The following is a 12,797-nucleotide window of genomic DNA, read 5'->3' on the forward strand; positions in this document are numbered from 1 at the left end:
GGCTCTGCTACACAGTATGGCGCAATCGGGCTGCGGTGGCTCTGGGGCGTAAGCGACCTCGCCGTCGATAGGGGCGGGGAGCTGACTTTCGCTGCGTCCTGGTTGAGCGGCGGCTATGCGAAGATCGCGCACAGTCCGGTCTTGTCAGCAAAAGCGTCGCATCCGCTTCTGCTCCAGACAGCGTGATCAGGCTTTGTCGTCGCCTTCAGCCGATTTCGTTTCCGGCTTGGCGGCTGTCGGCAGGGTCGGCGGGCGCCGATATCCAAAGCCTTTCCGGGATTGCTTCTTCGCCGGCTGGCTCAGGAATTCGTTCAGGTCCAGTGGCTTCTTTTGAGGTGAGTAGCCCAAGTTCGATCTCCGTTTCTACAGGTGACATGTGAACGCGCCGAAACATCCCGACACAGGGCGCGAGAAGCCGTTTGTGGTCTCTCGAAGCATATGCGGCGCCCGGACGGCGTTCTTCGTTCTGGGCGGCGCGCCGCAGGCGCGCTTTCGCGGGCCGGAAGGAACCGGCCCGCGAAGGACTGTATCAGACGAGTTCGAGATCCTTGGCGGATTCCCGACCATCGCGGCCGGTCTCGATCTCGAAGGTCACTTTCTGACCGTCAGCGACATGCGAGATCCCCGAACGCTCGAGCGCGGAGATATGCAGGAACACGTCCTTGCTGCCCGTCTCGGGTTCGATGAAGCCGAAGCCTTTGCTGGAGTTGAACCATTTCACGGTGCCATTGGCCATCGTGCTGTTTCCTTCTTTTGAATTCTGCCCGCAGGATGCGACAGGTCGGCCGGTCAGATCGAAAAGCAAACTGAGGCCGATGAAGGAGACAGGGTGCGGTCGGTATAACGAAGCTCTTTATACATGGGGTCTGACGGGCAGGAAACAAGGACGAACCGAAGATCGAGCCCCGGAAATCGCGATCCGTCGAGCGCTTGCGATCACGACATGGCCGGGGCCAGGCGATCTTTCTCGACATTGAGAAGGGCCTCGACCTGCGCAATCGCCTCGGCAGCCGGACGCCCCGGTGGGATCGCGGGGAAATAGGCCACCGTGATCGTTCCCTCGGTTTTGACACCCTTGCGCCAGACGTGACCGGCATTGTGCGCCACCGGCACGATCGGCAGGCCGAGTTTGCGGTAAAGCGCGATCAGGCCCGGCTGGAATGCGCATCTGTCGTCGACGCCGACACGCGTGCCTTCCGGGAAGATCAGGATCGAGCGCCCTTTCGCGGCCTCTTCGCGTGCCTGCGTGATCATTCCCGCCAGAGCACGCCCGCCACCGCCCCGGTCGATCAGGATCATCGGCGCATGTGCGAGGAACCACCCGAAGATCGGGATGCGCCGCAACTCGTGTTTCGCGATGATGCAGATATCGGGCACCAGCCGGTTGAAGGCCAGTGTCTCCCATGTGGACTGGTGGTTGCAGACATAGATGCAGGGGCGGTCGAGATGTTTGTTCTCGATCCCCACTTCGCGCACGCGTTGCCGCAAGATCCCGCGCGACAGCAGGGAGAACCCGGCTGTCCAGAACCGAATGGCCGCCCGAACGAAGCTCGGTCGGTGCGCCAGCGCAAGGCACGGGATCAGCGGCGCCTGCAGCAGCGTCCAGAAACCGAACAACCCGTCGAAAAGCTTCGAGCGGGCTGCTTGCGGCCTCGACGTCGCAAAACCGCGTGCCTCCCGCAGCTGGGAAGCCTTTTGGGGGATGCGCTCAGGCCGCAAGGGGGCGAACACTCGCGTCGAACGGCATGAAACCAGCGGTATTGGCGGCACCGAGGAAAGCAGCGCGTGCGTCACCAACGGTGCCCATGCAGTCCATGGCCGCCTCGACACGCTCGATGGCGTGATCCAGCGCCGCATCGGCGACGGGCCATTTCCGGCGTAGCCAGTAGTGCGCTTGTTCGATTGTGCTGAAGTTTTTCACGTCGCCTTCCGGCGACACGACGAGCGAGATGGGTTGGCCCCAGTAAATTTCTATCAAGGTTCTTGTCTTTCTTGGTGTCCGTGATGGCTCCGATTTGAACGGTCGCGCGATCACGAAGGCACAGTAGGGGATTTCTCCGAAACCGTGCGGTTGATTGGTTGGCGCGCGATCACGCGCGCAGGTCTTTTTCCCGAACGGATCGTGCAAAGCTCAGCGCCGAAGCGCGCGCTTCTCGATCGTCAATCTCTGGCAAGCGAACGTCGCCAGGATATCGAGAGGGCAGCTTTCGCGGTCTCGGCCCGACAGAGCGCGGCTTGCTTGCCACGATCCTTGGTCTGCTCGAACGGCTTGGCGGCGCCATGCACCACCGAAAGGTTCCTTTTCCAAATGCCGCCTGCAAAGGGCAGCGGCCCGACAAAGCTCAAGATCGTCGCTGAGCCGGGAGGAACAGGGTCCGAGAATTAAGAGATGCAGGGAAGATGTAGGCGCTTTGTCCCGCGATTGCGAGAGAATTGATCCATTCGAGCGAAGTTTCCACGCAAGCCGTTGATAGCGTGATAAATAAATCCGCCTCGATAGGGGGAACACGCTGTCACGCAGAGCTTTGACGGCGCGCAAAACCCGGCATCGGGACACATGAGCCTCGCATTCACACGCGACAAGCCCATATCGTGGGAATGGCCCTCCCGCGTGTTCGGCTGTCCCTTGGTGACGGTTCGCCTTGCCGGGACAGTCCTGCCGAAATCTTGCAGGGGCGCCATGCCACGCAGGAACGATCATTTCGATCACGCCGCGCCCTCGCGTGGCTATTGCATAGATATAAAGGACGCCGCCCGATGGCATTTCCGCCTCCTTCCGACATATCAGCCGCCGCAGGCGAGCGCGCCGATCTGCGCATCAAGATCGGCTGCCGGTTTGATCTCCGCCTGACGCAGCCGACGCCGATGATCGCGCTGCTCAATGTGCATTTCTCCCGCGCCGGAGATCTCGAATTCCCCGATCATCTGAAAACCACGCCGAATGTGCCGCTGAGCGCCTATCGCGACGGGTTCGGCAACTGGTGCACGCGCCTTGTCGCGCCCGAGGGCCTGTTCAGCATCGGCACAGAAGCGATCATCACCGATAGCGGCCAGCCTGACCCGCAGCCGCCCGAGGCCGGGTCCGACCGGGTGGAGGCATTGCCGGCCGAGGTTCTCGTCTACCTCCTTGGCAGTCGATATTGCGAGACCGACACCCTGTCCGAAACCGCCTGGCGCCTGTTCGAGCATACCCCGCCCGGGCGCGCCCGGGTGCAGGCGATCTGCGATTTCGTGCATGCGCATATCCAGTTCGACTATCTCGCCGCCCGGGCCACGCGCAGTGCCGCCCAGGCCTATGCCGAGGCGCAGGGCGTTTGCCGCGACTATGCCCATCTGGCGATCGCCTTCTGCCGATGCATGAACATCCCCGCCCGCTATTGCACAGGCTACCTTGGCGATATCGGTGAACCGCCGCCCTATCCGCCAGGGGACTTCGCGGCCTGGATCGAGGTCTGGCTGGAGGGGCGCTGGTGGGTCTTCGATCCGCGCAACAACACCCCGCGCATCGGGCGCATTCTCGTGGCTCAGGGCCGCGATGCGGCCGACGTTCCCCTGATCCATTCCTTCGGAACGAATGTCCTCGAGGGGTTCGAAGTCTGGTCGGATCAGATCCTCTGAACCCCCTCAGCCGAAATCGCGCAAAACCGGACGCTACTTATTTCCTTTGCTATTTTCGCCGAACCGGCGTAGTGAGAGCGGGCAACGTAATTCCCTTCTGCAACCTGTCTCCTTTGTCGGCTTCAGTCTGCCTTTTCGAATTGACTGAGCCGGGCTGTCGCGTTTTGCGGGCAGCATTTATCATAGGAGACATCACGATGGCCAATGGCACCGTGAAATGGTTCAACCAGACCAAAGGCTTCGGCTTCATCGAGGCGAAGACCGGCGGACGGGATATCTTCGTCCATATTTCGGCCCTTGAGCGCGCGGGCCTCTCGCAGCTCGATGACGGGCAGGCCGTTACTTACGAGATCGAGACCGGCCGCGACGGACGCGAGTCCGCCTGCGATCTGGCGCTCGCCTGATCGGGTCAGTTCCGGATCCGGCCCATCGGGCCGGATCCCGCGAACAGGGAGGGCACATGCCCCGCAAAGACAAGTTGAACGGCTTCTTCCGCGAACTTGCCCCGAAACCGGGGACAGCTCAGGACAAGACGGATGCCGCAGTGCGCATCATCCGCGATGCCGAAGCCGAGAAAAGAGCGGATCTGACCGCAACCTTGCGCGCAGCGCGCTTGGAGCGGGATGAAGGCGATCACGACCTGAAGCCGCCGTCTCGCAGGACGAAACCGCGAAGTTGACCGGAAAATTCGGTCATCCAACAGAATTTCCCGGGCGTCTCCCGGGAATAACATGGAGGGCCGAAGATGGCTTTTGAAAAAGTGCCTTCGGGCAAAACGCCCCAGACGAATGACCTTGCGACGCATAAGGGCCATGCCGCCCTCGCTTGGCACCACTTCTTCCGCAGTCTGTCCGACGACAAGATATCGGACGAGCGTGGCCCCTTGGTGCGCGGCGTTCAGGAATAATCGTTCTCTAAAATCAGGGGTGTGGGGTTCCCGGCAAGAAGGCTGAGCGGCGCGAGGTTCCAAGCGAACCGGCTGACGCTCGCCACACGGCTTGCCGGGAGGTGGAGCGGCAGGAGGAAACTCCTGCCGCTTCGCTTTTGAAAGGGCGGCCCTGCCCAATGATGGGACAGGCGACGATTTCCGTTCTCGGCAGCGATAATGTCATGTCCACGGAGCAGTGGTTTAGAGAACTCCGTCCCTTAGCCCGAGATGTCGGTCGTCAGATGATTTGGGACACGAGGGGCTGATCTGGAACGGAGGGCTTGGCTCGTTTACCAGGGCACCGGGAAGGTAGGAGTTCTCGAACAGGGGGCGGTTCTTCAGGGTCAGCTGCCGGCGCTCGATCTTGCGTTGTGCCTGGAGGCTGCGACCGGCCATTCGCAGCGTCTCTTGCGAATGACCGCAATGGGCCGAGAGCGCAATTCTCCAGTCTCGACCCAGCGTCAAACTAGACAGAGCAATCGAAAACGGTGTCCATGCAGGGCGAAGGTCACCACATCAACCGGGCGTGCTCCGAGAAACAGCGGCCCGGTGTTGGGCCGCGTCATCCAGGTGCGGGCGAGCGGCTTAGAGAAATAGAGTTCAAGCGCCTTGTAGATCCCGAGCACAGCAGAAAGGCGAAGGAGTTGATCCTCTGTCAGAGACGGGGCATCGCCCGGCTCCTGTGGGGGGCTCCAAACTGGCTCAGGCATTCCGAGGAGGCCAGAGGCTTCGTGCTCCGACAGGCCCCATACGCGCGCAAGGCGCGAATAGGCCTTCAGGAACACTTCGATCTCCACCTGAGAAAAGCTGTTGCCTTCGATCTCCATCCGCTCTCTCCGCAAGCAGGTTGTTTTCACTTCGACGCGACCGGGTCGGCTCGGTCTTCGGCTCAAACGAGTAGCGCCGGATTGCCGAGGGCGACGCCCCTTGGCAGCGTGCCCCTGAGGTCCGCCGCAACGGGCTGAATACGAATTACCCTCAATGCAGCGGTGGCAGGTTCTCACGCGCAAACAAGCTATCGATCAGCTTGATAACGGCCCGCAAATCCATGTTCTGATGGGTGCGCGCCAGCACTTCCGACAGCGCCTCGATAGCCCCATCGGACAAACCGCGCCTTGCCCCTTCCCTCCGCGCAAAGTGGACCAAATGCACGCCCGTGAGAGGCGCTACATCCACAACCCGGCAGCGGCTAAGCAAAGGCGCAGGAACGTTGCGACGGTTGTTCGAGGTGAGAACCCAAGTGATCCAGCGCATATCGAAACGCACCCTGAAATAGGGGCAGCTCCAAGTTCGCGCGCTGAGGGGCTCAAGCAGCGGCAATAGCGCATTGCTCAGCGCAAAGCTCAACCCCTTCTCTGACCGAACATCGCCCACCTTATCAACCTCGTCGATAACGATAAGCGGATTGCCCACCCTCTCGCGGAGGATGAGTTCCAGTGGTCGACCTGGGTTTGCCGTCGACCAACCTCTTTGACTGCCAGCGACAGAAAACCCCGCGGGCTCACTCGCTGCATCAACCAATTCCGATGGCGTGCCGACAAGCGTTGCCAGCCGTCGCGACCAGTGGCTCTTGCCTATCCCAGGGGGGCCGTCGAGCAGGATGGGCGGCAAGCTCAAGGCCGGCTTACCTTCACGGACGCTTTCACGCATGGCGTTCCAGGCGATCTCAGTCGCCCGGGACATCCAGGGCATCTCCTCGTGCAAGCGAGCCGCAATTTCGTCCGCGTGATGTTCGTTTCGGAGCTGCGTGAGCGTGACCCCATCTTGAAGGGATGAGAGCCGTTTCCGGTCTTCGTGACCGAGATGGCTCAGGCCAGACGCCAGTTCACGCAGCTGCACCAACCGCAGGGCGCGACGGACAATTTTTTCCCGATCCATACGGTTCGGGCCGGTCTGGTCCCTGATATCGGCCCATTCTTCTCCCATCTCGAGCGATGAAAACGACGCTTCGTCGATCCCGAGTCCTCGCCGTCGAAGCTGCGCCAGCGTCTTTGACAGGCGGGCTTCGATGTCTTGTGCGGTCTGTTTTGGAAAGAACTTCACGTTCGCGATCTGCACCGTCGATGTTCGCAATCTATCAGCACCTAATCCGTCGTTTGGCCGTTCAGTATGTGCTCCGTTGAAATTCTTCATCTGATGTTCCTCGCGTCACGACTTTAGAATGCGCGGGCGGCACGATGCTTCGGCTCCATAAGACACGAGGCGGCCTTTTGGGATAGCGACTGCAACACTGCGATTCTCATCTCGGCCGCTCTTCTGGGCTCAGCAACTAGGTGAGTCAAGGGTCTGTTATTGCAGCATTTTTTCGCATGAAATGAGGCTGGCACGCAGCTTTGCTCGGACGTTCTGTATGGGCGGAAAAGGGGGGCGATATCGGTGAATATTCGTCCTTTGGCCTACAGGATGGAGGACCCGGTGGCGTCATGAACATCACTCGCTGCCGTTCGAGTTTGTTTTTCGCACGAGCGATTTCGTATTTCGCTCGCCTCGATCAGCGCAGTTGGCTTGAGTTGCTAGGCGCGCGGCACGCCGAAGGTGCCGATAGCATCGAAAACTTGCGGTGCGACATCGAACGTGCTTTGCCTTGGAAGTTCTGTCTCCTTGGGGCGCTGCTCGCGACGGGGCAACATGGTTGGGTTTGCGCACTTTTGAGGCTGTCGTTTGGAGGTGAATTCTCGAGAGCTTACGGAAATCGAACTCGAGAATGTGCATTGGTGGAGCCTGGAACGACGCTTGCCCGTCGAAGGCGTCGAGCGTTATTTTCGCACTGACAAAGATCGGCGTGAACGCTTCATCAAAGTTCGCTGGCCCGACGGTCCAGTTTGCATCAAATGCGGCTCTGGCAACCTCGGCATCGTCGAAACGCGGGCGGTGTTTCAGTGCAAGGAATGCCGACATCAGTTCTCGCCAACAGCTGGCAGCATCTTGCATCGGTCCAGGGTCGATCTCGCAGGTTGGTTCCGAGCAGCGGAAATGATCATTCGCGAAGGGGATGCTGGGTTTTCTGAATATTCGCGGAGATACCGCGTCTCATCGCAAACACTCGCGGACCGGCTCGGTATCGAATATGTGGCCGCGCATCGATTGCGGAAAATTCTCCTCGCCGACATGGGGCGAGGTGGCGCGGGTCTGATGAGTGAAGTCATTTGCATCGTCACATCAGAAACTCCGGCGGGTATTGTTCCCGACTCCCTGGCGCACTTCGACTGGCTTTTTGCTGAGCGTTCTCCACCCTCGTTCGATGAAGATATCCTCAGGACGCTAATGGGATGACCTTGGCGTCAAATCGATAGCCATCTTAAACGGCAGTCACTCGAGCGTCGCCGCATTTGATGAGTTAACGATACAGAGTCTCCACAGGTTTCCTCTGCGCTGGCCTATTCACACGCGGCCGGACGAGATAAAGTCAGAGGACAAGTTCGAAACCTCCGGAAATGACAAGACGGACGGCAGGGCGTGGCGCGTGAGGCGTCATGCTCAACGAGAAGGCATGTCTGAACCGGATCAGGGTAGGAGAGTGATCTGTGCGAAAAAAATTTCTCTAACATGCTGAAAAATATAGATATTGACTCATTTTTGGCTTTGTGGAATTTCGCGGCCCGGGATCGGGAAGCAGAGGGGGCGCCGGTGTTGGAGAGCGTTTGCGATCAACTCGAAGCAAGAGGGGAAACGCGCGTCTTCGTTGGCGCGCCCCAAAAGACCGCTTGTCGATCGCCCGGTAGTCATTTGCCGAACTAGAGGCCCAAAGTGGCGCTGGCACGAAAAGTCAGCGACCGAAACTGATGAAGATAGCGCCGCTGGATCTGCCGGTGGATCATGGAGAACTCATGGTGGAACAGACCTATCAGAGCACGGCAATGAGCAGTGGCTTGGATACTGGCGATGTCATCACCCGGAATCTGCGTATCCACGAGATTGAGCCACCCGCTTATTCGAACGGCGAACCACTTTCACAGCCCGCAAAAAGGGGGCCTCTACCGCAACTTTCGGTCGAAAACATTGACGAAATTCTGCCATATGATGGCGTGCGCGGCACCGTGCATAGAAGCCATATCGCAAAAACAGGCCTGCTCGTCGGGCGCACCATGGAAGACGGAGGGCGCCCCCGTCCGATTGGCTTTGAGAGTTCGCTCGAAAGGGCTGTCGCGATCTCCTGCTTGCTGCATCCGGACACAATCGGGCTAAAATGCCAAGCACGGAAAATCGAGTTCGACGAGCCTGTGTTTGGGGTCAAATCCAACACTCTCGATTTCCTGCTTACGCAACGGAGCGGCGCACGAACGTATCTGTTTGTCAAAAATGACGAAGCTCTGGAGCGACCAAAGGTTTCTACGCTTACGCGCGCCGTCAGGTCTGCACTACCTGACGGGTTTGGGTTCGCGATCCTTTCCGAAACTTCTTTCCCTCCCGTGGTGCGCGGAAACAACGAGCGCATGTTTCTAGCGAAACGGAGCCCGGATCCCGCTGCGGATACTCGCCTGGCAGAGGTGCTCGATGATCTTCTGAACTCGGAACGCTTCACCATCGACGAGATCGTCTTTCGCTGTGAGCCAGGCGACCGCAATGCCGATCGCGGCCGTGTGTTTGATGCTGTGCTGCGCGCGATCGCGGATAAGAAGCTTGTCGCGCCTCGTTATGAAACTCTCGACTATCCGACCGTTCTGGGGTGGCCGAGATGAACGCGATCCCCCAACGCTTCCATTTCGAACCCGGGACGCTGATCGCGTATGATGGGTATCAATTGGTGGTGACGGCCTCTGTGAAAGATGGCCTTGCCGTGCGTGATCGCTTCATCGGTGAAGGAGAAAAGTCGCGCCATTGGGTGCTTAGCGATCAGACGGTCCAAGAACTGCTTACGCGGAATGATGTCGTGATCGACGACACGTTCAGCTTGGACGGTGTTGGGACGGAGATCGATGGACAAAGATTCCTCCGTTTTGAAGATCGATCGGAGGCGGATCGGCGCGAGGCCCATCAACGCGAGGCTTGGTGTCTGGCAGCGAAGTCAGTTCTTGGAAATGGGCCCTATACTGAGACGCGGATTGTAGAAAACTACAAAGAGATCCGAGCAGCTGCCATTGATCGGCAGCGCCTTTTAGAACTTGGTGAGGCTAAGAAGGGTGGGCGTTTCCAAGGGCGTTCCTGGGGCGCAAAAAGCATCAGCAATTATTGCAAAGATTATTTTGGCATGAAGGTGCCGCATCCGCGCATCTTGCTGCGCCGCCCTGCGGGTGGGAATAATACTCCGCGACTTACGGCGGAACAGAGCGCGCTTCTCGATGAATGCTGCAAGAGCTATCTCAGCACAAGTCAACCGTCCAAGGCTTCGATAGTAAAGCACGTGGGTCGGCGCTTCAAAGCGGTGCGACGGGAGCGCATAGAAGCCGGAAATTCCAGGCCCTTTCCGACCCCTCATTGCAACACGATCTATCGTCGTCTTGCAAAGTTCCCGCGCTTGGCTCTCGTGATTGGCAGAGAAGGATATCGGGAGGCGCAAAAACAATTCGCTCCAACGCAACATGGCGTGCGCGCCCTCAAGCCGGGCGAAGTGATCGAACTCGATTTCTGGAAAGGTGACGTGTTCACCTTCTCGAAGCGGGCTGAGTTCTGGGATCTGCTCACGCCAGATCTGCAGCGGACCTTGAAGGATGGGACAAAAGGAGGTCGGCGCGCCACGCGGCAGCGCCTTTGGATCTGTATTGCGTTAGACGTTGCCACCCGAATGCCGCTTGGCCTCGGGATCGCCGAAAAGCCCAATTCCCGAACAGTAATCGAGGTGCTCGACCAAGTTATGCGCGACAAGTCGGATATCAGTCGTGCGGCAGGTTGCAGGCTGCCTTGGAGCCAGCATTGTGGGCTGGGGACGATTGTCGTCGACACCGGGGCTGAATTTTTCAACGACGAAGTTCAGGCAGCTATTATCGCGGCGGGTGGGTCGTTCGTCTATGGACGTGCTGCTGTGCCGATGGACAAGCCGTTCATTGAGCGCTTCTTTGGCGGGTTGCGAACGGAATTCGCTGACGAGTTACCTGGAAAGGCCGGATTTTCGCCGAAATGCCTTGTCGCTTACGATCGGGAAGGCATGGCGGCTTTCAATAGTGACCAGTTCCGTTTGCTTCTGCTCCGTCACCTCGTGGACTACTATCCGTTACGTGAGCACGCAGGCCTTCTAGGGCGGCGTCCTATCGATGCTTGGCGCGATGCCACGAAATACGGCGCGGTGCGTCCCCCCCAACCACGTGATCGACGAAACGCGACCGGCCTCAAACTCAAGCGCGTGCTGAGCAAAGAAGGCATCCGGATTTTCGGGATTCCCTTCAGCAATCCCGATCTATTTCCCGGCGCTCTTAAGAACGGTAAAAAGCCGGTCGAAGTTCGGGTCGATCCAAACGATTTGCGAGAGGTGACGATCCTACTTGATGGCGAGCGTGTCCATTTGAAGAACGAGCGACCTGATCTCGCTCATCACTCGATCCGCACCGTGATGGCAGCCATCAAAGAGATGACGTCGTCGAAACCGCGGGATCGAGAGTTTTACGAGCATGTCTTGGCGGAACATTCTGACTGGTTCGCGCAGAAGATCAGAGTTGGTATTCAGGCGCATGGACTGCCCTCGACCGAAGTCACGTCCGAGGAAATCGACCGGTTCGAGCGTTCCTTCTGTTTGAAACTGCAAATTCTCCGAACACCCGGAAAGACCGCTTCGGCCGATATGGATACGCTGCTGGACGGCGGCTCGGGGCCAGGGATTTTCTCCGCCGCCGATATCGCTGCCGAAAAAGCTGCGGGAGCACCAGAGAGGGACGAGTCGGAGTGCGAGGATCAGCCCGAAAACTTCATGCCTGGGCCGACCGATCTCGATTCTGACACGGGCTCCAATAGTGCCACGCAGCCGCTATCCAAGCCCGACAGGGATCCGTCTCCGAGCGCGGAGACGCCCTTCGCCGAGCCGCACGAGAGAGCCGATGGTCCACGACGTTTTAGCGGGAAACCCAAAGGAAAAGGGACACTCTCATGACGGCCACTTCGCCTCAGACCAAGACACGTGTGCAGCGCCGCGCGTTCCTGAAATCATGCTATTTTCAGATGGAGCGGGCGAATGAACTCGATTTGCATCTTCGCGATGTCGTTGAGGACTTCGACGCGGGCCGCCTCTCGGGCGACAGGTTTGAGGGACGTGGACTCGTCGTCATTGGCGAGAGCGGATCAGGCAAGTCCCGGGAAATCGACAAGGCTCTCGAACGGTTGACGGCCAACACGGGCAAGCTCGAATGCGGTTTGGAAACGCGGTTCCTTCAGGATGCACTCGATGGCGAAACCACCTGGAAATCGCTTGGCCTGCAACTGCTGAACAAGCTTGGCTATCCACTTTCGGCGAGCCGCACTGAACATGAAATTTGGACGCGCGTGCGCTTGCAGTTGCAGGGGCAGGGCATCTGGCTGCTGCATATCGACGAATGCCAACACATGTTTCAGACCCTTGGCGAGAAAGAAACCCGAAAGGTGATCAATGCGCTCAAGACCTTCATGAAGCACCGGGATTGGCCGGTCGCTATCATCCTCAGTGGTATTCCGGAGCTCTTGGATAAGGTGAACATCGACCCCCAGCTACGCAACCTTATGACACCATACGCGCTGCGTCCGCTTGACCTGCGTGGGCCAGATCTCGACGAAGTGGATACGGTCGTTTGTCTACTCGGCGAGGAACTCGGGCTCGATATCACCGAGATACGCGACGGGGACGTCTATATGCGCATGGCCTACGGGCACGAGAACCTGTTCGGTAAGATATTCAGATTTCTCGTGGATGTATTCGCCACGCTACCTGAAGGCGAGACACGCGTAAGCCCTTCGCATCTTTCGGATCAATACGAGCGAAATACCGGATGCACGGTCGGGCAAAACGTCTTTCTTAGGGAAGACTACGAGGCTTGCAATGTTGGTGCGTTGATGGCCTCCGACTAGGCAATCGTCCACCTCTCTCGATCACATCCAGACTACGCGATCTGCGCCTCGGCTTGCAAAAGCCGAGGCTTTTCGTTGCTTCGGGTGGAAGCGAGGAGCCGACGCCCCACAACAAGGAGAGTCTGGAAATTGGATTGTGTGATTTGGAAAGCGGTTGCTGTGACTCAATCTGGGAATATCTTTTAAATTCAATGTTGTGATTTTCCGGGAGTCACAGCATCCGTTTTCCGCCATCGCCGCTGCTTAGCTCGAACGAGCTGATAAGGCATTGTAATAAATTGACTTT

Annotated in this window: 15 protein-coding genes; 9 read left to right on the forward strand and 6 right to left on the reverse strand. The window is 58.7% G+C overall.

All coding sequences use genetic code 11. From position 1 onward, the window contains the following. Positions 1-186: hypothetical protein (locus BMI90_RS18905; protein WP_210401983.1), on the forward strand; the 186-nt coding region annotated here is incomplete at its 5' end. Here BMI90_RS18905 and BMI90_RS18855 read toward each other — a convergent pair. The 4 genes from BMI90_RS18855 to BMI90_RS19035 form a co-directional block, all read right to left on the reverse strand. Next, positions 187-348: a hypothetical protein gene (locus BMI90_RS18855; RefSeq protein WP_168172822.1), complete on the reverse strand. Its 162-nt coding sequence runs from the start codon at positions 346-348 to the stop codon at positions 187-189. A 181-nt stretch (positions 349-529) separates the two neighbouring features. Next, on the reverse strand, positions 530-736 hold the full coding sequence (locus BMI90_RS18235; protein WP_038147019.1) for a cold-shock protein: 207 nt from the start codon (positions 734-736) through the stop codon (positions 530-532). 200 nt (positions 737-936) lie between these two features. Then, complete coding sequence (locus tag BMI90_RS18240; RefSeq protein WP_146671354.1) at positions 937-1,617, reverse strand: lysophospholipid acyltransferase family protein; 681 nt, start codon at positions 1,615-1,617, stop codon at positions 937-939. A gap of 91 nt (positions 1,618-1,708) precedes the next feature. Continuing rightward, positions 1,709-2,128, reverse strand: a complete 420-nt coding sequence (locus tag BMI90_RS19035) for a DUF982 domain-containing protein (RefSeq protein WP_238321327.1) — start codon at positions 2,126-2,128, stop codon at positions 1,709-1,711. Between the two features lie 737 nt (positions 2,129-2,865). Between BMI90_RS19035 and BMI90_RS18250 the strand changes: the two genes are divergently transcribed. The 4 genes from BMI90_RS18250 to BMI90_RS18860 all read left to right on the forward strand — a co-directional run bounded on the left by BMI90_RS18250 (position 2,866) and on the right by BMI90_RS18860 (position 4,525). Continuing rightward, positions 2,866-3,618 carry a transglutaminase family protein gene (locus tag BMI90_RS18250; RefSeq protein WP_093470112.1) on the forward strand — a complete coding sequence of 251 codons (753 nt, stop codon included), beginning with the start codon at positions 2,866-2,868 and terminating at the stop codon, positions 3,616-3,618. A 197-nt stretch (positions 3,619-3,815) separates the two neighbouring features. Further along, positions 3,816-4,022: a cold-shock protein gene (locus BMI90_RS18255; RefSeq protein WP_078530893.1), complete on the forward strand. Its 207-nt coding sequence runs from the start codon at positions 3,816-3,818 to the stop codon at positions 4,020-4,022. A 74-nt stretch (positions 4,023-4,096) separates the two neighbouring features. Further along, positions 4,097-4,297 carry a hypothetical protein gene (locus BMI90_RS18260; RefSeq protein WP_146671355.1) on the forward strand — a complete coding sequence of 67 codons (201 nt, stop codon included), beginning with the start codon at positions 4,097-4,099 and terminating at the stop codon, positions 4,295-4,297. 66 nt (positions 4,298-4,363) lie between these two features. Next, positions 4,364-4,525 (forward strand): hypothetical protein, encoded by a 162-nt coding sequence (locus BMI90_RS18860; RefSeq protein WP_156102962.1) that lies wholly within the window; start codon positions 4,364-4,366, stop codon positions 4,523-4,525. A 482-nt stretch (positions 4,526-5,007) separates the two neighbouring features. Here the strand turns inward: BMI90_RS18860 and BMI90_RS18270 are convergent, their stop codons facing one another. Together BMI90_RS18270 and BMI90_RS18275 are read right to left on the reverse strand one after the other, a co-directional pair. Beyond that, a complete protein-coding gene (locus BMI90_RS18270) occupies positions 5,008-5,373 on the reverse strand; it encodes a hypothetical protein (protein ID WP_078530896.1) in 366 nt (121 codons plus the stop codon). Between the two features lie 151 nt (positions 5,374-5,524). After that, the gene (locus tag BMI90_RS18275) at positions 5,525-6,679 is read right to left on the reverse strand and encodes an AAA family ATPase (RefSeq protein WP_078530898.1); all 1,155 of its coding nucleotides are present in this window, start codon (positions 6,677-6,679) and stop codon (positions 5,525-5,527) included. A 534-nt stretch (positions 6,680-7,213) separates the two neighbouring features. Here BMI90_RS18275 and BMI90_RS18280 point away from each other — a divergent pair. The 4 genes from BMI90_RS18280 (at position 7,214) to BMI90_RS18295 (ending at position 12,511) form a co-directional block, all read left to right on the forward strand. Continuing rightward, entirely contained in the window at positions 7,214-7,819 is a 606-nt protein-coding gene (locus tag BMI90_RS18280) for a transposase (RefSeq protein ID WP_246831591.1), read from the forward strand. A gap of 509 nt (positions 7,820-8,328) precedes the next feature. Then, entirely contained in the window at positions 8,329-9,225 is an 897-nt protein-coding gene (locus BMI90_RS18285) for a hypothetical protein (RefSeq protein ID WP_146671356.1), read from the forward strand. Further along, the gene (locus BMI90_RS18290; protein ID WP_078530901.1) at positions 9,222-11,564 is read left to right on the forward strand and encodes a Mu transposase C-terminal domain-containing protein; all 2,343 of its coding nucleotides are present in this window, start codon (positions 9,222-9,224) and stop codon (positions 11,562-11,564) included. The genes BMI90_RS18285 and BMI90_RS18290 overlap by 4 nt, the downstream gene beginning before the upstream one ends. Further along, a complete protein-coding gene (locus BMI90_RS18295; protein WP_078530902.1) occupies positions 11,561-12,511 on the forward strand; it encodes an ATP-binding protein in 951 nt (316 codons plus the stop codon). Before BMI90_RS18290 ends, BMI90_RS18295 begins: the two co-directional genes overlap by 4 nt. The last annotated feature ends 286 nt before the right edge of the window (positions 12,512-12,797 follow it).

The sequence above is a fragment of the Thioclava sp. L04-15 genome (assembly GCF_002020275.1).
In the GTDB taxonomy this organism is placed as follows: Bacteria; Pseudomonadota; Alphaproteobacteria; order Rhodobacterales; family Rhodobacteraceae; genus Thioclava; species Thioclava marina.